This is a genomic window from Halarchaeum rubridurum (assembly GCF_014647115.1).
GTDB lineage: Archaea > Halobacteriota > Halobacteria > Halobacteriales > Halobacteriaceae > Halarchaeum > Halarchaeum rubridurum.
In genome coordinates, this window is sequence record NZ_BMOO01000002.1 from 455,892 (window position 1) to 479,383 (window position 23,492).

The 23,492-nt window shown below is 64.3% G+C and carries 17 protein-coding genes and 2 CRISPR repeat arrays (1 of these 19 only partly in view); of the genes, 10 read left to right on the plus strand and 7 right to left on the minus strand.

What is annotated here, in order from left to right; translation table 11 throughout:
* A CRISPR array of direct repeats spans window positions 1-1,519; the repeat unit is 37 nt; unit sequence GTTTCAATCCCGTTCTGGGTTTCTACCGCGTTGCGAC (it extends 1,874 nt beyond the left edge of the window).
* Between the two features lie 116 nt (window positions 1,520-1,635).
* A complete protein-coding gene (gene csa3 / locus IEX84_RS05650) occupies window positions 1,636-2,268 on the minus strand; it encodes a CRISPR-associated CARF protein Csa3 (protein WP_188870710.1) in 633 nt (210 codons plus the stop codon).
* Window positions 2,269-2,442: 174 nt separating this feature from the next.
* Here csa3 and cas6 point away from each other — a divergent pair, with 174 nt between their 5' ends.
* The 10 genes from cas6 (at window position 2,443) to IEX84_RS05700 (ending at window position 17,831) form a co-directional block, all read left to right on the plus strand.
* The gene (cas6, locus tag IEX84_RS05655) at window positions 2,443-3,291 is read left to right on the plus strand and encodes a CRISPR system precrRNA processing endoribonuclease RAMP protein Cas6 (RefSeq protein WP_188870712.1); all 849 of its coding nucleotides are present in this window, start codon (window positions 2,443-2,445) and stop codon (window positions 3,289-3,291) included.
* 400 nt (window positions 3,292-3,691) lie between these two features.
* Window positions 3,692-6,199, plus strand: a complete 2,508-nt coding sequence (gene cas10d, locus IEX84_RS05660) for a type I-D CRISPR-associated protein Cas10d/Csc3 (RefSeq protein ID WP_188870714.1) — start codon at window positions 3,692-3,694, stop codon at window positions 6,197-6,199.
* Window positions 6,196-6,636 (plus strand): type I-D CRISPR-associated protein Cas10d/Csc3, encoded by a 441-nt coding sequence (cas10d, locus tag IEX84_RS14700; RefSeq protein WP_188870716.1) that lies wholly within the window; start codon window positions 6,196-6,198, stop codon window positions 6,634-6,636. Before cas10d (IEX84_RS05660) ends, cas10d (IEX84_RS14700) begins: the two co-directional genes overlap by 4 nt.
* Before the next feature lie 2 nt (window positions 6,637-6,638).
* Window positions 6,639-7,625 (plus strand): type I-D CRISPR-associated protein Cas7/Csc2, encoded by a 987-nt coding sequence (gene cas7d / locus IEX84_RS05670; protein ID WP_188870718.1) that lies wholly within the window; start codon window positions 6,639-6,641, stop codon window positions 7,623-7,625.
* Window positions 7,626-7,629: 4 nt separating this feature from the next.
* Window positions 7,630-8,382 (plus strand): type I-D CRISPR-associated protein Cas5/Csc1, encoded by a 753-nt coding sequence (gene cas5d / locus IEX84_RS05675; protein ID WP_188870720.1) that lies wholly within the window; start codon window positions 7,630-7,632, stop codon window positions 8,380-8,382.
* On the plus strand, window positions 8,379-10,526 hold the full coding sequence (cas3, locus tag IEX84_RS05680; RefSeq protein WP_188870722.1) for a type I-D CRISPR-associated helicase Cas3': 2,148 nt from the start codon (window positions 8,379-8,381) through the stop codon (window positions 10,524-10,526). Before cas5d ends, cas3 begins: the two co-directional genes overlap by 4 nt.
* Window position 10,527: 1 nt before the next feature.
* A complete protein-coding gene (gene cas4 / locus IEX84_RS05685) occupies window positions 10,528-11,151 on the plus strand; it encodes a CRISPR-associated protein Cas4 (protein ID WP_188870724.1) in 624 nt (207 codons plus the stop codon).
* Window positions 11,148-12,143 (plus strand): CRISPR-associated endonuclease Cas1, encoded by a 996-nt coding sequence (gene cas1, locus IEX84_RS05690; RefSeq protein ID WP_188870726.1) that lies wholly within the window; start codon window positions 11,148-11,150, stop codon window positions 12,141-12,143. Before cas4 ends, cas1 begins: the two co-directional genes overlap by 4 nt.
* Window positions 12,140-12,412, plus strand: coding sequence for a CRISPR-associated endonuclease Cas2 (cas2, locus tag IEX84_RS05695; protein WP_188870729.1), 273 nt, complete (start codon window positions 12,140-12,142; stop codon window positions 12,410-12,412). The genes cas1 and cas2 overlap by 4 nt, the downstream gene beginning before the upstream one ends.
* 115 nt (window positions 12,413-12,527) lie before the next feature.
* Window positions 12,528-15,419: direct repeats of the CRISPR family, unit length 37 nt; unit sequence GTCGCAACGCGGTAGAAACCCAGAACGGGATTGAAAC.
* A gap of 516 nt (window positions 15,420-15,935) precedes the next feature.
* Entirely contained in the window at window positions 15,936-17,831 is a 1,896-nt protein-coding gene (locus IEX84_RS05700; protein WP_188870731.1) for an ABC transporter ATP-binding protein, read from the plus strand.
* A gap of 228 nt (window positions 17,832-18,059) precedes the next feature.
* Here IEX84_RS05700 and IEX84_RS05705 read toward each other — a convergent pair whose 3' ends face one another.
* The 6 genes from IEX84_RS05705 to IEX84_RS05730 form a co-directional block, all read right to left on the minus strand.
* Window positions 18,060-18,860 (minus strand): ABC transporter permease, encoded by an 801-nt coding sequence (locus IEX84_RS05705; protein ID WP_188870734.1) that lies wholly within the window; start codon window positions 18,858-18,860, stop codon window positions 18,060-18,062.
* Window positions 18,857-19,978: an ABC transporter ATP-binding protein gene (locus tag IEX84_RS05710; RefSeq protein WP_188870736.1), complete on the minus strand. Its 1,122-nt coding sequence runs from the start codon at window positions 19,976-19,978 to the stop codon at window positions 18,857-18,859. Before IEX84_RS05710 ends, IEX84_RS05705 begins: the two co-directional genes overlap by 4 nt.
* 83 nt (window positions 19,979-20,061) lie before the next feature.
* Window positions 20,062-20,886, minus strand: a complete 825-nt coding sequence (locus IEX84_RS05715) for a glycerophosphodiester phosphodiesterase (RefSeq protein ID WP_188870738.1) — start codon at window positions 20,884-20,886, stop codon at window positions 20,062-20,064.
* A gap of 46 nt (window positions 20,887-20,932) precedes the next feature.
* A complete protein-coding gene (locus tag IEX84_RS05720) occupies window positions 20,933-21,673 on the minus strand; it encodes an ABC transporter ATP-binding protein (protein ID WP_188870741.1) in 741 nt (246 codons plus the stop codon).
* A 5-nt stretch (window positions 21,674-21,678) separates the two neighbouring features.
* Window positions 21,679-22,557 carry an ABC transporter permease gene (locus IEX84_RS05725; protein ID WP_407647591.1) on the minus strand — a complete coding sequence of 293 codons (879 nt, stop codon included), beginning with the start codon at window positions 22,555-22,557 and terminating at the stop codon, window positions 21,679-21,681.
* A complete protein-coding gene (locus tag IEX84_RS05730) occupies window positions 22,554-23,492 on the minus strand; it encodes an ABC transporter permease (RefSeq protein ID WP_188870745.1) in 939 nt (312 codons plus the stop codon). Before IEX84_RS05730 ends, IEX84_RS05725 begins: the two co-directional genes overlap by 4 nt.

Here is a 23,492-nt window from a genome sequence, read left to right on the forward strand (position 1 = left end):
TGTCCGCGATGTGCTTGCTGAGGAGTGTGACCGTTTCAATCCCGTTCTGGGTTTCTACCGCGTTGCGACTCGTTGCGCGTGACGGCCCAGACGGTTGCGTGCTGTTTCAATCCCGTTCTGGGTTTCTACCGCGTTGCGACAGCCCGCGTCCTGACCGATCTGACGCTCGCCGATGTGTTTCAATCCCGTTCTGGGTTTCTACCGCGTTGCGACGATGCGGAATTGAGAGGGTGAGATTCGTGTCCGAGTTTCAATCCCGTTCTGGGTTTCTACCGCGTTGCGACCACCGCCGACCGTCCGAAAGAGAGCGTCGAGGAGCGTTTCAATCCCGTTCTGGGTTTCTACCGCGTTGCGACCGATCAGTATGGAGACGCATCCGCGTGGGTTCCAGACGTTTCAATCCCGTTCTGGGTTTCTACCGCGTTGCGACGCGGCGACTCCCCCGCCCATCCATCGCGTACTGCACGTGTTTCAATCCCGTTCTGGGTTTCTACCGCGTTGCGACCGGACGCCGGAAGTGAAACAGCAACCTACTACTGTTTCAATCCCGTTCTGGGTTTCTACCGCGTTGCGACATCCCGAACCACAGTCTGGCCGGTTGTTGTGATAAGTTTCAATCCCGTTCTGGGTTTCTACCGCGTTGCGACCGGAAACAAGGAGGTGAGCGATGATGAGTAGTCCGCGTTTCAATCCCGTTCTGGGTTTCTACCGCGTTGCGACCCGACGAAGAGTTGGGGTCGTCCGCGACGCCGGGGTGTTTCAATCCCGTTCTGGGTTTCTACCGCGTTGCGACCCTCGTCGAGAGTCTGCTAACCGGGCGAGTTCTGAAGTTTCAATCCCGTTCTGGGTTTCTACCGCGTTGCGACAAACCGAACGGGGTGACGCGCGGTGAGCACGCCCGACCTGTTTCAATCCCGTTCTGGGTTTCTACCGCGTTGCGACCGAGCGCGTTCTACGAGGGGCGGTCGGCATGACGTGTTTCAATCCCGTTCTGGGTTTCTACCGCGTTGCGACGGCCCAGCTCGCAAAGGAGAATCTCGCTCAGACGAGTTTCAATCCCGTTCTGGGTTTCTACCGCGTTGCGACCGAGGCGCTCGCGCGCCCGCGCTCGCGAGGCTGCGTTTCAATCCCGTTCTGGGTTTCTACCGCGTTGCGACGAGCGCGACGGCCGCCGTCGCGCCGCCGCTCGATGGTTTCAATCCCGTTCTGGGTTTCTACCGCGTTGCGACACGACGACGTCCCCGAGTGGTCGCAGCGGCTCGCGTTTCAATCCCGTTCTGGGTTTCTACCGCGTTGCGACCCTCAAACGCCCTCCAGGAACTCGCCGGCCTCGACGTGTTTCAATCCCGTTCTGGGTTTCTACCGCGTTGCGACGGGGCCTCGTGGCACTTCAGCCACGCGTCGAGCGCGTTTCAATCCCGTTCTGGGTTTCTACCGCGTTGCGACTCGACGCGCCCGAGACGGAGGACGGGGAGTGATGGAGTTTCAATCCCGTTCTGGGTTTCTACCGCGTTGCGACAGGGGGTATTTTTTCGGGGATAGTACCTATATCTTTCTCTGAAGACGCGTGAGAGGGGAGTCGATTCGTGGACCCCACCTGTCCACGGCTTTGAAAAGGGTCCACGAAGACGGCGATCATACGCGAAGTTGACCGGCGAGCGTTGGAGCGACGTGGCGCGTTTTCCCTTCCATCCATGTCTCGACGGTGCCATCGGCCTCAAGTGCATCGAGATGTCGGCCGACAGTGCTCCGGGATTTGTCAGCCTCCTTGGAGAGCTGGGGGAGTGTCATTTCTTCATCGGCAGAGACGAGATAGCGGAGCGTCTCAAGGGTCGCATCCGATGGACGACTCATTAGATTCGGAATCGTGAGTTCTTCGATCTCCTCGTCCACATCTCTGAACTGGAGTGCCAGGTCAACGGCGGTCGGTCGAGCAATCGCAGCAACGGTCAACGGCAGAAAGATTTCTCGCGGCCCTCCATCGAAGTTGAGTACGACAGTCCCGTCTGCCGCCTCTAGGACGTCGACACACTCTAACACGGCGGTCTGAAACGATCCGTAGCTGATCTCCTCGACGACGACGTCCGATCCAGGGCCGAGTTCGTTGACGGTCTGTTCGACGTCTCGGATCGCGTTCTTCGCCCGGTCGCTCGTATCGTCGTGCGGTCGGAGGAGAACGACGACGTCGTCCGCATCGAGGCCGTTGTTGAGAATCGGGCGCATCACGCGTGGGCTGTGATGCCCGATCGTCGAGACGTATGTGCGCATACGTTCGTTTGCAGTCGAATGTGACTAAACGGTTTGGCTTCGGTATCGTGCAATTGAGCGTCTAGAATTTCATGTACGCACATACGTTTGCGCAACCACGAAAAGATTCAATAGGGTGACCGATCCAGATGTGCTCGTGAATCGACACACGATCACCCCGCTTCGTGAGGTGTCATGCGTCGGGTCGACTTAACGCTTGAGCCGGAGGGGTCATTCCCGGTGCCGACCGCGAACGGCTACCAGATCTACGGGGCCGTGCTCTCGGCGCTCGACGACGTCGACGGGGACGTCAGCACGCGCGTCCACGACTCCCCGATCGGGAGCCTGACGAACAGCGGCCTCCTCGGGACCTTCGACGGGAGCCACCGCGACCACCACAAACGCGTGATCCGCGAGGAGACGTACGACCTCAAAATCGGCGTCGCCGATCCCCGTGATCAGGAGGTCTTTCAGGCGCTCGCCGACGCGTTCGTCTTCAGCGGCGACATGCTCGAACTCGCTGACGGCGATTTCCGCGTCCGCGACTTCGCAAGCACGAACGCGACGCACGAGGAGATTCTCACCGAAGCCTCGAAGGTCGTCGAGCGGAATCACGACACCTTCGAGATTGAGGTACGCTTCAAGACGCCGACGTGCATCAAGGAGAGCGGGGAGATCACGACGATGTTCCCCCACCGTGGCAGCGTCTTCCGCTCGCTCCTGCGCAAATGGTCGTCGACGATTCCGGACGAGCGGGCCGACGAGCTCGACCTCGCGATGACCCGCGAGGACTTCGAGGCGAACCTCATCGAGAAACCCGACGCACACACCTACGAGACGCACAGCGTCCTCGTCAACCGCGGCGAGGACGGCGGGCCCATCCTCCGACAGGGGTTCACCGCCGACTGTACCTACCGGTTCAAGGGCGCGAGCGACGCCATCCGGACCGCGGTCACGGCGCTCGCGCTCTTCAGCGAGTACGCTGGCGTCGGTGGGTTCGTCTCCAGAGGGTGTGGGACAGTCTCCGTGGAGGTGAAAGAATGAACCGTAGTAGTTGCGACCAGTATAGGATTTCAATTCCTAGTGGATTTCTACCCGGACGCACCCGGAACTGGGATACCCAGATACTCGAATCTTCCGGTTCTAATTCAACCAGTATAGGCGCCGCAACCACTAACTGCTTCGGCATGGTAGTGGCAAGTGCGCCAGATGAACCACGCGAACTCCCCGGTTGCCCAACCAGTCGAAATCGTTACCAACAACCGTCTCAGTGGCGACGCACGCTCCGGGCTCTTGATAGACGACCTTGGTCGGCAGTATCGGTACCTGTCATCCCACACGGTCGAAGAATCTGGGCGTGGTCTCGTCGATACAGCCGATGTACCCGGTGTAGGCCATCTCCTCTGGATTCGACAGTACTACCCACTCCACGAGGGCGAATCTGATGCCGACTGACGATTCCATCTGGGGCGACCGGGACGGGGACGTCCACCCCGCTCTCGCTGAGTACCTTGCGGACGTCGACCCGCGACTCCTCGACGTCGGCTGGGCGTTCGAGTCGGCGAAGAGCGTCGAGTACGACCTCACCGACCAGTCGATGCTCAATCACGTCCGGAACGGCGTGTTCGCGATCACGTGGCTGAACGAGGTCGCACCGTCGTTCGGCGCGTACGAACTGGACGACGACGACCTCCGTCGGGTGATCGCGCTGTTCGCCGTCCACGACCTTCACAAGCTACGCGGCGAGCAGTCGATGGACGAGGAGTACGACATCCCACGAGCGGAGGTCGAAGAGCTCGTCGACGCGCTCGGGGTCGACGGGTTCGGACCAGACCTCAGGATCGAAGACTTCCACGCGTCCGCGGTCGACCACGCGAACACGTGGAACTCGAACCCGGAGCACTCCACTCGAACGTACGGTCGGCTTCGTCCGTACGTCCGCCTCGCGGACGCGTTCGCGTCCTGTCCCACGCCGGAGTCGGCCGTCGTCGAACGGAACCAGCGCGCGCTCGACGTCGCGTACCCCGATGCCGACCTCGAACTCCGCCAGCACACGCTCGACGACGTCAAGGGGATGCTCACGAATCTGCTCAACGGAGCCGTCAGTGAGGTCCTCGGTGATCGCGTGGGCTACGAGCCGCTCCTCGTCTATCAGGACGGCTGTGTCTACTTGACAGACGGCGACGCTCCCGACGTGGCCGTCGACGACGAACTGATCGAGGATGTCTACGACCGACTCCAGTCCACGATAGGCGACTCCCATCCCGCGTACGACGACCACGACGCGCTCGCGGAGAACCTCTCGACGCAGTCACACGGCTTCTACACGATCAACGATCAGGACTTCTTCTACGCGGGCGCACGGAACCTCCTCTACGCGGTCGCGGTGAAGGCCACACAGGACGCCGACCCCGACGCCGATCCGACCGACAGCATGGCGGAGACGATGGAGACGCTGAACGACCGGCTCCCCATCGAGATCGATACGACCACGCGCGTCGCCCCGGGATACGCCCGTCTGGTGTATACGTTCGAACGGTCGTTCGTCGCTCCGATCGTGGACGCCGGCTCGACGGACGAGGACGCGCTCACGCTCACGTGCCGGCTCTTCGAGGTCGACGAGGGCGTCCTCGACGGCCTCCGGGAGTTACGGGAGGACGACGACGTCGACCTCACGGCCGGCGGCAAGTGGGACTACGCGTACGCGATCGGCCAACACGTCGCGGACCGCGCCCGCCGCGACGGCTGGACCGGGAGCGTGTCCCAGCACGTCGCGAAACTCCTCGTCACGAACCTCGACGCGCTCGACGGGGAGTGGGAGGACGCCGTCATGGCCGCACACACGGGCCGCTTCGAGACCGAACTCCGCGCGTACGTCGCCGACGTCCTCCGCGTCGATGGGCGGGCGTCCCCGCCGACCGAGGAGCTGAACGACCTGACCGACCCCTTCGAGGAACATCACGCGACCCGACGCGGGAAGACGTGCACGTTCTGCAATCGGGGCACGACGAGCACGCGGAAAAGCGACATGAAGGCGCCAAAGTCGCTCACGACGTTCCAAGCGGGGTACTCGAACCGGATACCCGCCGACGCCGGCCAGCCGGAGAAGCTCCTCGTCTGCACGCCGTGTCAGATCGAGTTCTCCCTCCGAGAGACCGGATCGAGTCGTCGCGACGCCGGCCGAATCTTCGTCCACCTCGTCCCCGACTACTTCTACACGCCGACGATGTGGGAGTTCTACTCCGAGCAGGTGTTCGCGCGGTTCACCGGCGAGGCGATGACGCGAGTCGGACACCTCGCCTCCGCGATGTTCGACCTCGCGACCAGCGACGCGGACCGGTCCAGCCCGGCTCCGTGCGCCAAGCTGATCTCGACCGTTCTGCGGGAGTCGACGCGCGCCGACGACGAGGGTGGTCGTTCGATGGTCGAAAGCATCCAACAGGACTTCGAGTCGGACGCCGGGTTCGGGACGCAGACCCTCTCGTTCTACAAACCGAAGGACAACGACACGGAGTTCCAGTTCTTCGGCGTCTTCGTCGGCCTCTCGGTCGCGTCCGCGATGGGGCTCCGGGCGTACGTCTCGGAATCCCCGCTCCCCGACCTCAGGGGTCGTGACTTCCAGGAGATGGCGAAACTCGACGCGGGGTTCTCGACCGTGAGCGGGTTCTACGGTCGTGACGTCCCGCTCTCGAAGTTCCGGGAGCGGCTCGGCGCCGCAGCGGCGCTGATCGGACTCGGGTACGAGCTCGCGCTCGACGACGCCCGGTTCGCGAAGTACCTCCGGGTCGTCCGGAACAAGCCGCTCCCCGGGTCGTACCTGCTGAAGCGAGCGGCACAGGACTCCGATGACGGCGGGGCCGCACGGTACCTGCTCGAGGAAGCGGACTACCTCGACTATCACGGGAACCTCACGAACGACGCGGAGACCACCACGGAGACCATCAACAGATGACGAACGCGATCAAAGACGACATCACCGAACTCGCGAAGCTCGCGTACGATGCAGTGCGACCGCGAAACCAGTACGATTACCAGCCGTACTCCGTCGAGCGGGTGTTCCGAGAGTCGGTGAAAGCTGTCAAGAACACGCACGGTATTCGGATCGATCCGGACGAAGCCACGATGCGCATCGCGGGTCGCCTGGAGAAACTACCCTCGCGGACCCGGAAGGCCCGTCGAGTGAAAGCCGAAGAGAGCGAGAGCGGCGATCCGTTCCATGAGCGGGTTGAGCGCTATGCGGAGACGTTTGTACAGCGACTGCTCGTCGAGCGCTACGAGTGTAAGCCGTCGCTGCTGAAACGGCAGGCGAACGACCTCGCCGACGGCTTCTACGCGGCGACGATTCGGCTGCAGCGCGAGACGACCGACGACACCACGGAGACCAACTGACGATGTTCGACTACGACACCTACCCCGAACTGGAGCGCGGTACCGTTTCCCGAGACGAGATGACGATCGCCCCGGAGAACAACTTCACGAACGTCCTCGTCCTGCGCGAACTGGAGAGCCACGCGGTCTTCACGACCGACGGGCAGAGCGCCGACCTCGCGAACGTCGCGGTCGGGTCGGGCGACGACCGCGAGACGTACTCGCCCGGACTGATGTTCATGCGCAAGCAGACGGGGAGCGACCGTCGGTTCGGCAAGTCGCTCCAGCGCGACCTCCTCGGAACGGAGTGTACGATGCAGGTCAACGGCATGTGCCAAGACTGCGTCGAGTGCATCCTCTACGGGAGCGCCGCGAGCGACGACGCCGACAAACAGCTCTCGGTCACGTCCCGCGTGATGTACGACACCGCCTACACGCTCCGCGACGCGACCGCGGTGATCGACGAGAAGTTCCAGAACGCGCCCGGCGACGACTACGCGAAGACCGCGGAGGCGACGATCCGCGAACCCGACTTCTTCGAGCCGGGGACGCTGTTCCCCTCGGTCGTCACGCTCCGCGACGCGACGCCCGAGGAGCTCGCGTTCGTCCTCGGTATCACGGCGAAGAACAAACGCTACGGCGCCGCGACGTCCCGCCTCGGTCGCGTCAAGAACCACGTCCTTGGCGTCTACACCGGGAGCGAGGAGGGACCGGCGAATCTCGGGCTGACGCGGGACGTCGTCACGCGCCTTCGCGACAGCGACGAGACGGGCGGTGACTCCATTCAGGACGTCATCACGGCGGCGGCACACGACCCGGAACTCGTCGGGGACCTCCTCCGGGAGGCGTTCGACGACCGCGTCGACGCGGAACGCGGCGGCCTCGACCTCGAACGCGTCCCGGACGAGACCGTCGACGACCTGCTCGAAGCCGCGACGGGCGACTCGCTCGCCGACGTCCTCGAAACGCAACTGGACGCCTCGCGAGCGTTCCTCGAACAGACCGACTGAGGGTATGACGGCAGCACTCGAAGTGACGCTCCGGACGCAGGGGGAGGTCTGGTTCGCGAGCCGCGAGGTCGGTCGGCTCGCGGACACGGAACCGTACTTCCTGAACACGGCGCTCTACTACGCGCTCGGCCTCGCGTCCGGCCGGTACGTCGACCGCTCGTTCGAGCCGACGTACCTCGACGACACCGACGCGGTCGCCGATGAGCTGTACGTGACGCCGGCGACGCCGTCCGACTCGCCCGGGACGGGACTCGCGAACCGAATCACGTCGACGTACAACACGAGCAGCGACGACTACGCGACCATCAACTACGCGGCAACGGACGACGAGAATACCGACGCCTCTCGAAACCTCCCAACGTACGGCCGCCGTCGCGTCCTCGGACACGGGAACGAGCTCACGTGTTACATCGTCGGGCGGGGTCTCGACGCGGGCGAACTGGACGCGCGGGTTCCGGGATACGTTCGCCTCGGAAAGAAGCGCGGGAAAGCTCGCGTCGAGACCGAACCACTGACCGTCTCGGAAGGGTCCGGTGGATTCGATCTCGGTCATCCGATCGGCGCGTACGACACGGCGCTCACGCCGGTCGGGAACCTCGTGACGAAGCGGATGCGACCGACGCCGCTCGTGATGCAGGCCTCCTACGAGGGTTCGTACCTCGAACTCGAGACCCCGGATGGGGACGACGAGGACGGTGAAGACGACGACGGCGTCCGCCTCCCCGCCGACGCGACGTTCCTCGAGACCAAGCGATGAGGGCCGCACTCCCACTTGCAGGCGTCGAGCTCCGACGCCACGACGACTCGACGTACCCGGTCGAGACGCCGGATTTCGAGCCGTACGCTCACCAGCAGGACCTCCGGGAGCTGTTTCGGAGCGCAGACGAGTTCCTCGCGGTGAACGACAGCCCGACCGGCGGCGGGAAGACGATGTCGTGGCTCGCACCGATCGTCGAACGCGGTGAACACGCGCTCGCCGTCTACCCGACGAACGCGCTCATCCACGACCAGTACGACCAACTCACCGAGGAACTCGAGGAGAGCTTCCCGGACGTTGGGGCGAGCGTCGAGGTGCTCCCGGTCACCGCCGAGACACTCCGGACACAGTACGCAGCCGAGTACCCGGAAGCGGAGACGAACGGGGAACGGTTACAGCGACTCCTTCGAACGTACGTCTATCAGCGTCACGGTCCGGTCCTCGTCCTGACGAATCCCGACATCCTCGTGATGATGCGCAGACACATATACGGGTGGTCCGGTGATCCGGGCTCGCGGATCAGGCAGCTCAACGAGTTCGAGACGGTCGTCGTCGACGAGTTCCATCGCGCCGGTCGGAAAGAGCAGAACACGCTCCTGTTCGCGCTCGACGAGATGTACGACCTCCCCGAGTACCAGTGCGCGCTCTCGAAGGTCGTACTCCTCAGCGCGACGCCGACGACGCGCCTCGAACACCGCTTCGAGGAGGCGATGAGCGCGCCGTACCATCGCGTGACCGGGCGTCGAGAAACTGTTGAGGAGCGACCGTTCGGCGAGACACCGACGAACGGATGGAGTGCGGTCATGCCCCCCGTCGACCTCGACGTCCGCTCGGCGTCGACGTTCGACACCGCAAGCGAACTCCTCGATGCGGATTGGGAGGACACAGAAGCGTTCGCCGACCAGCCCGGACGGACCGTCTTCATTCTCGACGGGATACACGAGGTTGACGAGGTATATACTCGCCTCTCGGGCGCGCTTGACGAGCGGACCGTCGTGCGAATCGACGGGTTCCACCGCGGTGACGCCGAGGAGAAACTGGACGACTTCGACGTGCTGGTGAGTAACTCCGCCGTCGAGGTCGGAATCGACTTCTCTGTCGACCGTCTCGTGTTTTCGGCTCCCGACCGGGCGAGTTTCGTCCAGCGCCTCGGCCGTCTCCGAACGGAATCCGAGCCACAGTCCGCCCGCTGCTACGTTCCATCGACCGTCGCGGCTTCGCTCGCCGAGATCGAACACGACGGTCGTGTCCCGCGGGTGCATCTCGTCGAGACGCTCGAGGACGCCTATCACAACCCTCGGGAGTTCGAATCGTTCGACTGGCGGTACTCGGCGGCCGAAGCATACCACCACGTCGAACGGCGTGCTCGCGATGCCAACTCGGAACGGGCCGAAGATATCCGCGAGAGGGGGTGGACGCGTATCCTCCGACACTTCGGCGGTGGCGATCCACCGCTCACTCTATCGGACGTCGAAGCGCACGCCGATGTCATCGACAGCGCGGTCGAACGCACGCTCCAGTGGTACCGCGGCGGCTCGCTACAAGCCCTCGTCTACGACAGGGAGCCGGGCGCCGACGAGCCGATCAAGACGTACGACCTGTTCTACCTCCTTCGTTACGGGGACGTCGAATTCTTCTCACGTGCCGGATTCGACGAGGTCGTCCCCAACGAGTACGCCGGCGACGTCTCCCACCTCGCGCCGTACGTCACGGGATACTGCACCTACGACGGAACGATCGAAACGAACGACGACGGATACGGAAGGAGCGTACGTCTTCAAGCTATCTCAGAGATATACGGCTGGCTTCGCGGCGACGGCGCCGACGAGGGAACGCGGAAACCCCGTGAACTCGATGGAATCGGGATTGACGTCGATCCGGACGGAGCGGATCGGATCACGTCAATCGACCACCTTCGTGACGGGATGGACGGGGACCTCGACGTGCTCTGCTACGCCCTGAAGGGGAATCCCTCGGAGGTCAAGAACCGATACGACCTCGGGACGTTTCTCTTCCTCTACCCGCTCGCCCTCGGCGACGAGCAGTGGTGTGTCGCGCTCGGTCTCGACGCGCTCTATCTTCACTGCGCGGTACAGGAGTCACAGAACGCCGTCGACCTCGAGAGCCTGGGGATCGATCTCTGAGATGCCGGAGTCGAGCTTCAAGGACGAACTGGTCTACGTGAGTGCGCTGAACGAGTTCGTCTACTGTCCCCGTCGGTACTACTACCAACGGTACTACGACGAGATCGGCGAACCGTACGAACTCGTCGACGGCCGCTCGAAACACGAGCACGCGTCCCGCCGTGGTGGCTGGGTGACGGAGCGGTACTTCCGCTCCGACGACCTCGAGTTGCACGGGAAGATCGACCTCGTGGACACCGAAAACGGGACACCGACCCCGGTCGAACGGAAGCGCTCGGAGAGCGGCTCGTACTATCCGAGTGACGAGATCCAACTCGCTGGCTACTGTATGCTGCTCGAAGATGCCATCGACGAATCCGTGAACGTGGGATACATCTACCTCTACTCGACCGATACCCGACACTCGGTCCGTATCACACAGGACCACCGCGACACAGTCCGCGAGATACTACAGCGAATCCAGACCATGTCCGTCGATTCGATCCCGCCGTTGACGCAGAATCCGTCGAAGTGCGAGGCGTGCTCCGCGAGAACGTACTGTATGCCCGGTGAAACAGCCGTTCTCTCCCCGTCTAAGGCAGAAGGAACGGGATGGGAGGGGACGACGGCAGGTGATCTGGCGTGAAAGCGAGCCAAGGGATGTTCGACGACTCGGTCGTCTACGTGACGACGCAGGGTTCACAGGTCCGCATCGACGGCGGTCAAGTCGTCATCTACGACGTCGAGGGAGACGACGGCGAACTCGCGTCGTTCCCCGTCGAGAAACTCGACACGATCAACGTCTTCGGCGGCGTGAACTTCTCGACGCCGTTCGTCGCGACGGCGAACGAACACGGGATCGTGCTCAACTACTTCACGCAGAACGGGCAGTACCGTGGGAGCTTCGTGCCGGAGCGGAACACCATCGCAGAAGTCCGTCGCGCGCAGTACGCACTCGACGATGGCTCTGAGCTCACCATCGCGAAGGCCATGATCGCGGCGAAGGTCCGGAACGCGCGGACGATCCTCTCGCGGAAGGGCGTTCGCGGGACGACCGTGCTCAAGGACCTCGGCGAACGCGTCTCGACCGCGTCGAACAAGGACGACCTCCGCGGCGTCGAGGGCGAGGCCGCCGAACGCTACTTCGACCGACTCGACGAGACGCTCGTCGACGACTGGACGTTCGAGACGCGCAGTAAGCGCCCGCCCGAGGACCACATCAACTCCCTGCTGTCACTGACGTACGTGATGATGAAGAACGAGGTGTTGAGCGCGTTACGCTGCTACAATCTCGATCCCTTCTTGGGCGTGCTCCACGCCGACCGACACGGGCGGCCGTCGCTCGCGCTCGACCTCCAAGAGGAGTTTCGACCGCTGTTCTGCGACGCGTTCGTCACCCGTTTGGTCAACCGAGGGACGATCACGCACGACCAGTTCGGCGACGATAATCGCCTCACCGACGACGGCTTTCGAGCGTACCTGGACAAGTTCGACGACTACATGACCGAGGAGCTGACGCATCCGCACTTCGACTATCGCGTGAGCCGTCGAAAGGCGATCCGACAGCAAGTGATCCTCCTGCGGAAAGCGATCACGGGCGAGCTCGACGACTACCACGCACTGGAGGTGTCGAGATGAGGTTGGCGGTGACGTACGACGTCAGCGACGACGCGAATCGGCGGCGCGTCTATCGGACGCTCGAACGATACGGGGCGTGGCGACAGTACAGCGTCTTCGAACTCGACGTCTCGAAGAGCCAGCGGGTCGAACTCGAAGACGAACTCGAGAGTCACATCGAGCCAGCCGATGGCGACCGTATTCGATTGTATCGACTCTGTGAAGCCTGTCAGAAGGCGACGACCGACCTCGGAACGGAGCCGCCGGGGGAGCAGTCGAACGTCATCTGACACCCCCTTCGTGGACCTTTTTCAAAGCCGTGTACAGCGGGGGTCCACGAACGGTCGCCACTCTCTCCTGCCGCCAGAGAAAACTATAGGTGCCATCCCCGAGAAAACACCCCCTGTCGCAACGCGGTAGAAACCCAGAACGGGATTGAAACAACGCTTCGAAGGACTCGGGGAGGGGGTGGCCGCCATGTCGCAACGCGGTAGAAACCCAGAACGGGATTGAAACAGGTCTATCTTCGCGTAGTCTCCCTGCGTCGTCTTCGTCGCAACGCGGTAGAAACCCAGAACGGGATTGAAACGACTACGAGCGCGGCGTCCCAATTGAGGACGTCGTGTCGCAACGCGGTAGAAACCCAGAACGGGATTGAAACAACTCGACGGTCGCGAGGTCGTCCGTCGAGACGCGTCGCAACGCGGTAGAAACCCAGAACGGGATTGAAACACGTCGTCGTCAACGAGACCGTCACGCTCGACAACGGTCGCAACGCGGTAGAAACCCAGAACGGGATTGAAACGCCGCGACGATCGCGTGCTGCTCGCGGCGGCGCTCGGTCGCAACGCGGTAGAAACCCAGAACGGGATTGAAACTCTGACGCTCTATCACCGGTATTGTTAAGTTGATAACCTGCGACGGTGGTCGCAACGCGGTAGAAACCCAGAACGGGATTGAAACGCCGCAACAGCGATGTCGACGATGTCGGTGAGGTTTGTCGCAACGCGGTAGAAACCCAGAACGGGATTGAAACGCACCGAGTGGCGGCTCATCTGCCTCGATTGCGAGTCGCAACGCGGTAGAAACCCAGAACGGGATTGAAACAGCGCGTCGACCGTATCGTCGTGGAAGCCCTCCGGGTCGCAACGCGGTAGAAACCCAGAACGGGATTGAAACAGGGACTGCATCTTGTCGGGTGGTTCGCGGAGCCCCTGAGCTTCGTCGCAACGCGGTAGAAACCCAGAACGGGATTGAAACCGACGGTGGTACTGTACGGGTTTGACGCGCCTATCGGTCGCAACGCGGTAGAAACCCAGAACGGGATTGAAACAAGAGCATGCGCTTGATGGAGTCGTCAAGTGGCGCGTCGCAACGCGGTAGAAACCCAGAACGGGATTGAAACAGCATCCTCCAACTCTACTTCGACGATAATCGCGAGTCGCAACGCGGTAGAAACCCAGAACGGGATTGAAACAGCATGGATTAAGTATGCGCGCGAGGAGGTGAATCCGTCGCAACGCGGTAGAAACCCAGAACGGGATTGAAACAGTTTACGGTCTCCGAGATGCGGAACGCGAACGGCGAGTCGCAACGCGGTAGAAACCCAGAACGGGATTGAAACGATTCAGCCCCGTCGAGTGGGACATCGCCGAGACCCTCACGTCGCAACGCGGTAGAAACCCAGAACGGGATTGAAACGAACCAATCCGCGACGAGGCTGGTGTGCATGGCGAGTCGCAACGCGGTAGAAACCCAGAACGGGATTGAAACTCGGTTGCGTGGTACATCTCTCGTGCCATACTACAGTCGCAACGCGGTAGAAACCCAGAACGGGATTGAAACAGGACAAGGAGGACCGGCAGGATGCCCCAGAGGGCGTCGCAACGCGGTAGAAACCCAGAACGGGATTGAAACCTGACGTACATCGACAAGGCCGATAGCCTCGGCGGGTGTCGCAACGCGGTAGAAACCCAGAACGGGATTGAAACACGCCGAGACTTCGGTCACGCGATCCGTCGCAAGTGGTCGCAACGCGGTAGAAACCCAGAACGGGATTGAAACACGACGACGAGAGTGAGACCGAACCGGATGGTGGCGTCGCAACGCGGTAGAAACCCAGAACGGGATTGAAACCTTGATGGATTCGAGGGGTCAATCAACATCCTGATGTCGCAACGCGGTAGAAACCCAGAACGGGATTGAAACACCGAAGCCGATGCCCGTACTCAATCCCGCTCGGGCCGTCGCAACGCGGTAGAAACCCAGAACGGGATTGAAACACGTAGATGCGGCGTGGCAACTCGGTGCGCGTGGTGGTGTCGCAACGCGGTAGAAACCCAGAACGGGATTGAAACAAAGAGCACGCGGATGCCGACCCGGAACTGGCGGTTGGTCGCAACGCGGTAGAAACCCAGAACGGGATTGAAACTCACGGTCACGGTGTTCGCCGCGTAGTCGACCGAGTGTCGCAACGCGGTAGAAACCCAGAACGGGATTGAAACAAGACAAGCGAATGCGAGACGAGTTCTTCGCTATAGTCGCAACGCGGTAGAAACCCAGAACGGGATTGAAACGATGCCGTGACACGGCTTTCCGTCGTCGACGTGTGCGGTGTCGCAACGCGGTAGAAACCCAGAACGGGATTGAAACGCGACGGAGAAGGAAGCAGAGCGCGAAGAAGAACGTCGCAACGCGGTAGAAACCCAGAACGGGATTGAAACTCCGTCACGTCAATAGTGTCCACAGGCACGCTGGGTCGCAACGCGGTAGAAACCCAGAACGGGATTGAAACGTCGAACTCGGGGAACGGCGTCGCGTGCGCAATTGGTCGCAACGCGGTAGAAACCCAGAACGGGATTGAAACATCAGCAGGACGGCGGGGAGGAGCCACCACGGGATCGTCGCAACGCGGTAGAAACCCAGAACGGGATTGAAACCCGGCGAATAGGTCGAGGCAGACCCGAGTCATGTCGCAACGCGGTAGAAACCCAGAACGGGATTGAAACCGAATGAGTCGGCGCTCCATCGAGATCGGGACGTCCGGTCGCAACGCGGTAGAAACCCAGAACGGGATTGAAACTCGTCGCTCCATCCCCGCTCGGGCTGGCGGCCGAGGGTCGCAACGCGGTAGAAACCCAGAACGGGATTGAAACGCGTACCACGAGTCCTCGAAGTCTCGTGGCGGGTCGCAACGCGGTAGAAACCCAGAACGGGATTGAAACCGTCAGCAGTCAACCAGACGCGACGACCATCGTCAGGTCGCAACGCGGTAGAAACCCAGAACGGGAGTAAAACACGACGCGGCAGCTGTTTCAATCAGTAGATATCGACAGTAACGACCGATTTCGCCGAGAGGGAGGTCTCGACGCGATAGTGGCGGCTGTCAAGGGCGAGGGGACGGTCGCCGGCGGATCACTGTCACGTGTAGTCGCGTCGGACCGGAGTATGGCCGGGACGGACTCAATGGCGGAGTCGAAGAACACGACAGCGCAATCGGCCATGAGGGGCGATGCTGGGCAGCCCACACGACTGCGGGACGGCGTCACGCGCCTCGGAGTGCAGAGACGCGACGACGAGTGTAGCTAACTGTCGACCGTCTCGGGATCGAACCACCATCGGTCGAGGCGAGGGAACGCTTCAAGAACCGGAGGCTCGGCGACGAACGCGTCGTGATACCGGTGATGACCGCTCCCACGATGGCTTCACGTCTCACTCACCGACTGGCGGACCGATAGTGGTTGCTCGCGTGGTAGCGGGTTCTCTCCGTGCCGAGCCACGGCATACTTGACGGCGTGGCCCGTTCGCCGTGGCATGTCGGACGAACACGGTGGCTTCAAGCACGTCCGCGAGAACGTGGACGGCCACCCGATTCGGAACCTCCTCGGGTACGCTCGCCCGTACTGGCTTCGGCTGGTGGTGGGGGTCGTGGCGTCGTTCTGCACGCGCTTCGCGCGCCTCGTCCCGCCAATCGTCGTCGCGGCCGCGATCAACCGCGTCGTCCTCCAGTCCGGGGAGCCGGGGCTGCTCGCCTCGCTCGGCCTCCTCCCCGGACACGGGATCACCGGGCAGGCCGCGAGACACGCGCTTCTCGAACGTCTCGTCGTGATCGCCGTGCTCGCGTACCTCGTGCGGTCGGTCGCGCGCTTCGCGTCACGCTACCTCCTCCAATCGACCGCGCAGAAGGTCCAGCGCGACCTGCGCGACGACACGTACGACCACCTGCAGCACCTCTCGATGGACTTCTTCGTCAACCACCAGACCGGCGGGATGATGTCCATCCTGAACAGCGACATCAACCGCCTGGAGAAGTTCCTGAACACGGAGTTCCGCCAGCTCATCCGCGTCGTCGCGACCGTCGGCGGGATCGGCGTCGTGCTCTGGCTCTACTCGCCGAAGCTCGCGCTGATCGCCCTCGCGCCCGTCCCGATAATCGGCGTCGCTTCCGGGCGCTTCCTCACGTGGATCGAGCCCCGGTATAAGTCGATCCGGGAGACGGTCGCGCGACTGAACACGCGCCTCGAGAACAACCTCGGCGGCGCCGCCGTCATCAAGGCGTTCAACCGCTACGGCTTCGAGCGCGAACGTGTCGCCGAGCAGAGCCAGACCTACCACGACGAGAAGGTCGGGGCGCTCCGCATCCGCCGGGCGTTCTTCGCGGGGCTGCGCCTCCTCACCGGCGTCGTCTTCGTACTCGTCCTCTACGTCGGCGGTAGCGACATCGTCGCGGGTGCCCCGGGCGCGCTCAGCGCGGGTGCGTTCGCCCTGTTCTTCCTCTATCTGCGCCGGCTCTACTCGCCGATGCGGCGCGTGGGCAAGTCCGCGAACAAGTACCAGCTCGCGAAGTCCAGTGCGGAACGCGTCTTCGGTCTCCTCGGACGTACCCCGACCATCACGAGCCCAGAGGACCCCTACGTGCCGGCGGCGGTCGACGGCCGCGTGACCTTCGACGACGCCACGTTCGGCTACGACGACCAGCCGGTCCTCACGGACGTCTCCCTCGACGTCCCGGCGGGCGCGACCGTCGGCCTCGCCGGGACCTCCGGTGCCGGGAAATCCACACTCCTCAAGCTCATCCCGCGCTTCCACGACGTCGATGCGGGCGCCGTTCGCGTCGATGGCGTGGACGTGCGCGACTACGACCTCGAGACGCTCCGCGAGTCGGTCGCCGTCGTCGAGCAGAACCCCTATCTCTTCTCGGGGACGATTGCGGAGAACATCGCGTACGGCGACCGGGAACTCCTCCGTGAGGAGTGGGAGGCGGACGCGGAGACCCGCGAGGCCGTCGTCGAGGCCGCCGAAGCCGCTGAGGCCGACGCGTTCATTGGGAACCTCCCGGAGGGCTACGACACGCTCGTCGGCGAGCGCGGCGTGAAACTCTCCGGCGGCCAGCGCCAGCGTGTCGCCATCGCTCGCGCGCTCCTCAACGACCCGGAGATAATCGTGTTCGACGAGGCGACCTCCGACGTCGATACGGAGACCGAGGAGCTGATTCAGGAGAGCATCGACCGCCTCATCGAGGACCGCACCGCGTTCGTCATCGCTCATCGGCTCTCCACGATCCGCGACGCCGACCGCATCGTCGTCATGGCGGACGGCGAAATCGTCGAAACTGGCACCCACGACGAACTCCTCGCGGCCGACCGCGGATACGCCGCCCTCTGGGAGGCGCAAGCCGAGGACGACCCGGCGTCGACGACCGTGGAGTAGTGTCCGTCGAGGCGTGAGGCGGGTCCGGTCGACGATGTGGGGCCGCTTCTCGCTCGTCCGGGCGAAGCGGAGGCGTTTCGTGGCGAACGGCCGAGTCGGTCAGCCCCCGAGGCGTGATTCGTCGCCGGTGACGCTGTCGACGATGACGTCGCCGGCGTCGCGCTCGGCGAGCCAGAAGAGTTTGTGCGCGTCGGCCGGGGTGGTCCGCGCAGCGGCGAGCGCGCCGCGTCAGTAGTCGCCGAGGACGCCGAGTCGACGGGCACGCCGCGTCGCGAGCCCGAAGATGGCGTAGCCGAGCGCGAGGTAGCCGACGGACGTGCCGACGAGGACGGCGAGGGTGAACGAGTCGAACTCCCAGAGGTGGGTGCCCTCGACCATCGCCCGCTGGAGCATCGCGCTCCCCTGGACGAGCGGCAGGAACCGCGTCCACGGGATGTCGAAGACGGGCGCGGAGATGAGGCCGATGAACGCGAACTGGAGGAGGTTCGCGACGTTCGAGATGCGCTTGTAGAGCACGCTCAGCCCGCCCATCACGAGGCCGAGGCCGAGCGCGCCCGCGACGGTGAGGAGCGCGACGGGGAGCACCGTCACGAGATTGAGGTCGAGGGGCGTCCCCGTGATGAGCAACATGACGGCGAGGACCACCGCGGAGGTCACGAACGTCCGGAAGACGATGGCGATGGACTTCGCGAACACCACCGGCCCGAAGCCAAAGGGCGTCATGAAGTGTCGCTCCAGCGTTCCCCAACTCGCCTCGGACTGGATGTCGTTCATGATTCCCGAGTACGCGCCCAGCGAGAGCGTCCACAGGAAGTAGCCGACGACCAGCCCCTCGATGGAGTCCGAGAAGGCCTGACCCGCGACGAGCGTCCCGCCGTAGAACATCAGCGCGAAGAAGAAGACGCCCATGAAGAGCCCGAGCGCCGCGTTCAGCGGGTACCGGACCCAGATGAGGAGGTCGCGGTAGACGACGGCCTTCAGGAGGTGGTAGTAGCCCCCGGTCCGCGCGGGGTCCCCGACGGCCGTCATCGCCCGTCACCACCGTCACCGGCCGGCGGGTGGTTCGTCCGTGGTTCGCTTTCGGGTTCCGCCCCGTCGCTCGCGGGGTCACCGTCGGGAGTCGCGCTCGTCATCTCGACGAACACCTCCGCGAGGTCCGGCTGGACCGTCTCGACGCTCGCGACGTCGAGGCCGTGGGCCTCCATCGCGTCCGTCAGCCGGTAGAACGTCTCGGTGTCGGCGGCGACGTCGAAGCGCGCCCGGTCAGCGGTCCGCTGGACGTCGGAGAGCTCGAAGCGCTCCCGTACGTCGTCGAGGGTCGCGTCGTCGACGCCGCGAACGGTGATGCGGTAGCCTCTCGTCTCGAAGCCCGCGAGCAGGTCCTCGACGGTGTCGTCGACGATCACCCTCCCCTCGTTCATGATGACGACGCGGTCGCAGACGTCCTCGATGACGTCCATGTCGTGACTGGAGAGGACGAGCGTCAGCCCGCGTTCCTCGGCGAGCCGACGGAGTTCGCGCCGCAGTTTCAGCGAGCTCTCGACGTCCAGTCCGAGCGTTGGCTCGTCGAGGAAGGCGACGGAGACGTCGCCGGCGAGCACGCTCGCGAGCGATACCTTCTGCTTCATCCCGCGCGAGAGCTCTCGAACCGCCGTGTCCGCTTTGTCCGCGAGGTCGAGATTATCGAGGAGGGCTTCGTGGCGGTCGGCGACGGCGTCGGGATTCTGCCCCCGTATCGCGGCGAAGTACCGAAGGTTCTCCCGGACCGTCAACCGCCAGTAGTCGTTGCGCGCGCCCTCCAGCATGGCGTCGACGTGCTCGTAGGCCGCTCGCGGGTCGGCGTGGACGTCGACACCCTGAATACGCACCGCGCCATCGTCGGGGAGGACGAGCCCGAGAATCGACTTGATGGTCGTGGTCTTGCCCGCGCCGTTCGGGCCGAGCAACCCCACGACTTCGCCGGGTGCGACGGTGAAGGAGACGTCGTCGACGGCGGTCACGGCGTCCGCGCCGTCCCCGAACGTCTTCGCGAGCCCGTCGACGTATATCGCGGCGTCGTCCGGCCCGAGCGACCGCGACGTCGCGTTCGTATCTCCCGACGCGCCGTCCGAGCGGGCCTGATCGGTGTCGGTCGGACCGGTGGTCATCAACTACCACCTGGTTCGGTGCTTCCGCAGATAAGCCCAGCGCTCGGCCGAATGGCCGACCGCCGGCGCTAAGAGGGGTCCGGTCAGGTATCGGTGTGCGTCCCGGAGCCGTCAGTTATCGCGTCGAGGTCCGGGTAGTCCGCGATGAGGCCGTCGACGTCGTGTCGCAGGGCGTCGCGTGCGTCGGTCCAAGTGCGCGCCGTCCACGCGTTCACGGTGTACGCGTCGAGACGCCGCGATGCCTCGACAGTCGTGAGAGACGTGATCGGGGGATGGATTGTGTCCGTCCCGAGCATCTCGGCCATCTCGAGGGCGGTCTCGACGGACTCGGCGAGCGGGGCGATCCGCGCGCTCGTCTCCCGTCGACGGACCGCTTCGAGGGCGCTCTGAGAGAACGAGGAGAACCACGTCCCCCGGGCGTTCGTATCGAGGACGTCGAGGACGCGGTCGACGAGCGGCTGCCACGCCTCCCGATGTGCCACACGGATTTCGTCGGGCGGGACGCCGTGTCGGGGCTCGACATCCCGGGGACGTTTCAGTTCGACGTTGAGCGAGACCGACGCGGGAACCGCCTCGACGAAGCGCGCGAACGTGGGGACGTGCTCGCCGCTACCGAGAACCGTCGCCCCGGTCACGTAGTCGGTTGTGCGCTCCGCGACCCGTCCCGTTCGGTCGGTGATGCCGCGGCTCTCGCCGGACGCGTCGAGGGCCGGGTCGTGAAACACGACCGGGTCGCCGTCGGCCGTGGCGACGACGTCGCACTCGATCACGTCGGCGCCACGCGCGGCGGCGAGGCGGGCCGCCGCGGGCGTGTTCTCGGGTGCGAGCCCGGCGAAACCGCGATGCGCGATGACCGTCGGTGTCGACGGACCGTGCGCGTCGGTCCCGGGACGCTGTGGCGACGTCACCGCTGACACCTCCCGAGAGCGCCGTCGGCGTGGTGTGGCGTGCACCTCACCATTCGACGAACGGGAGCGCCGGTGGGTCGAGCGAGACGAACTCGGCGACGAAGTCGTTGGCGGGGTCCTCGTAGATTTCCCGTGGTGTGCCGATCTGTTCGACGCGACCGTCGTTCACGACCGCGACGCGGTCGCACATCACCATCGCCTCCTCCTGGTCGTGCGTCACGTAGAGGCCGGTGACGTCCAATTCGGCGAGGAGGTCGCCGACTTCGCGCTGGAGACGCGTCTTCAGTTTCGCGTCCAGTCCGGTCATCGGTTCGTCGAGGAGCAGGATACTCGGCTCGATGGCGAGTGCGCGCGCGAGGCCGACGCGCTGCTGTTGGCCGCCGGAGAGCGTCGTCGGGTCACGGTCCTCGAACCCGCCGATGCCGAGCAGTTCGAGGAGATCGGTCGCGCGCTCGCGCCGGGCTGTTTTGTCGACGCCTCGCATCTTCGGGCCGAAGGCGACGTTCTCCGCGACGGTCATGTTGTCGAAGAGGGCGTACTCTTGGAAGACGAGACCGACGTTCCGGTTCTCCGGGGGGACGTGCGTGACCTCGTCGTCGTCGAAGCGGATCGTCCCCGAGGTCGGCGTCTCGAACCCCGCGATACTCCGCAGCGTCGTCGTCTTCCCGCACCCCGAGGGCCCGAGAACGCCCAGTACTTCTCCGTCGCCGACGGTGAACGAGACGCCGTCCATCGCCGTCGTGTCGCCGTACGTCTTTCGCACCGAATCGAGTGTGACGCGTGCCATTGTGTTCAGTGTCCTCTCGTGTCGAAGCCACGTCGCCCCAGCTGCTGGAGGAGGAGCGTGACGACGGCGATGATGCAGAAGAACATCGAGACCGCGGCGGCAGCTTTCGTGAACGAGCTGTTCGAGATGTGGCGCTGGAGGAAGACCGCGAGCGGCTGTGTACCCTTCGCCCAGACGATGTAGGAGAAGTTGAACTCGGCGGCGGCGAGCGCCCAGCAGATGATCGCACCGGAGATGATGCCGGAGCTCGCGTTCGGGACGATGACCGTCAGGAACGTCCGCGGCCACGACGCGCCGAGCGAACGCGCGGACTCCTCAAGGCGGCGCAGCGGCATCGACTCGAACTCGCTCTGCACGGCCATCACCATGAACGGCGCTTTCAGGAGCGAGTAGCCGACGATGAGGCCGACGCTCGTCCCCGAGAGCTCGGGATACGCACGGAGGAACGCGACGCCGAGGATCACGCCCGGGACGAGCGGGAGGATCGACAGCGCGTTCACCCACTCCTTCCCGCGGAAGTCGTAGCGGGAGACCGCGTACGCGATCGGCACCCCGACGACGAGGTTGATCAGCACGCCGCCGAGCGCGAGGCCGACGCTGAACGCGAGTTCGGAGGGGACCATCAGCGTCGTCCCACCGGCAACCGGGAGGGTGACGAGCGGGTCCCACCCCATGCTCCGCTGTGCGCCGAACGTCTCCGCGAGCCCGAGCACTTCCCGCCAGTTCTGGAGGGTGACGAACCCCGAAGGGAGGACGCCGGTCCAACTGCGGGCGAACGACGCGACGACCGTGAGGACGATGGGGCCGACGAGGAAGACGACCGCCGCGAGGAGGAGCGCCGTCACGGCCGGCCGGCCGACGCGCCGCGAGAGGGCGACCATCAGAGACCGACCTCCGCGCTCGTGTACCGCAGTCCCAGCACCGTGAACAGGAAGGTGAAGAGGAAGTAGACGGTCGCCATCGCGCCCGCCACCTGGACGTTCCAGCCGTTCCCGAGTTCGCGCGATATCTGGAGCGTCCAGACGACGAGCGTCTGGATGACGATGAGCGTCCCGAAGATCGCCAGCCCCGTGCGGAACGTGAGGATGACGGCCCCGGTGATACCCGGACGAATCTGCGGCAGGGTCACGTAGCGGAAGGTCTCGAACGGCGTCGCGCCCAGCGATTGTGCGGCCTCCTCGGCGGCCTCATCGACCTCCGCGTACGTCCCGCGGAGGATGAGCGTCGCGCGCGGCACCATCGAGTAGACGAACGCGACGAACAGGCCGGGCACGCTCACCGCGAACGCGACGTCGAGCGGACGGCTCCCGGTGAGCGCGGCGACGATGGCCGTGACGAGGCCGTTGTTCCCGAAGAGCACGAGGATCATGAACGCGGCGACGATCCCGGGGAGGCTAATCGGGAAGGAGACGAGCGTCACGAGCAGGTCCTCGCCCGGGAGGTCGTACTTCTCCAGCGCGTGCGCGATGGGGACGGCGAGCGCGACCGAGACGACGGTCGTCCCGGCGGCGAGCCAGAGGGAGTTGAACGCGACCGACCGGTAGTACGGGTCGCCGAACAGCGTCGCGTACGCCCCGAGGGAGACGCCGACCGACCGATACTGGTCGGTGGAGACGCTGATTCGCACGACCTCCGCGAGCGGGTAGAGCCCGGCGAGGAGCACCAGGGCGGCGAACGGCGCGCAGAGGGCCGCGATACGGCGGTACTCCCGATCCCGCTCGGTGACGGGGTCGGAGAGCGCGTCGAGAACGCCGGCGACGCCAGTGCGCCGGTCGCGTCCCGTCGAGGGAGCGTCCGTGCCGGCGTGTCCGTCCGCCAT

Excerpts from the sequence above, each read along its gene's own strand:
- csa3 (WP_188870710.1), bottom strand. The coding sequence starts at position 2,268 with ATGCGCACATACGTCTCGACGATCGGGCATCACAGCCCACGCGTGATG.
- cas6 (WP_188870712.1), top strand. The coding sequence starts at position 2,443 with ATGCGTCGGGTCGACTTAACGCTTGAGCCGGAGGGGTCATTCCCGGTG.
- cas10d (WP_188870714.1), top strand. The coding sequence starts at position 3,692 with ATGCCGACTGACGATTCCATCTGGGGCGACCGGGACGGGGACGTCCAC.
- cas10d (WP_188870716.1), top strand. The coding sequence starts at position 6,196 with ATGACGAACGCGATCAAAGACGACATCACCGAACTCGCGAAGCTCGCG.
- cas7d (WP_188870718.1), top strand. The coding sequence starts at position 6,639 with ATGTTCGACTACGACACCTACCCCGAACTGGAGCGCGGTACCGTTTCC.
- cas5d (WP_188870720.1), top strand. The coding sequence starts at position 7,630 with ATGACGGCAGCACTCGAAGTGACGCTCCGGACGCAGGGGGAGGTCTGG.
- cas3 (WP_188870722.1), top strand. The coding sequence starts at position 8,379 with ATGAGGGCCGCACTCCCACTTGCAGGCGTCGAGCTCCGACGCCACGAC.
- cas4 (WP_188870724.1), top strand. The coding sequence starts at position 10,528 with ATGCCGGAGTCGAGCTTCAAGGACGAACTGGTCTACGTGAGTGCGCTG.
- cas2 (WP_188870729.1), top strand. The coding sequence starts at position 12,140 with ATGAGGTTGGCGGTGACGTACGACGTCAGCGACGACGCGAATCGGCGG.
- IEX84_RS05700 (WP_188870731.1), top strand. The coding sequence starts at position 15,936 with ATGTCGGACGAACACGGTGGCTTCAAGCACGTCCGCGAGAACGTGGAC.
- IEX84_RS05705 (WP_188870734.1), bottom strand. The coding sequence starts at position 18,860 with ATGACGGCCGTCGGGGACCCCGCGCGGACCGGGGGCTACTACCACCTC.
- IEX84_RS05710 (WP_188870736.1), bottom strand. The coding sequence starts at position 19,978 with ATGACCACCGGTCCGACCGACACCGATCAGGCCCGCTCGGACGGCGCG.
- IEX84_RS05720 (WP_188870741.1), bottom strand. The coding sequence starts at position 21,673 with ATGGCACGCGTCACACTCGATTCGGTGCGAAAGACGTACGGCGACACG.
- IEX84_RS05730 (WP_188870745.1), bottom strand. The coding sequence starts at position 23,492 with ATGGCGGACGGACACGCCGGCACGGACGCTCCCTCGACGGGACGCGAC.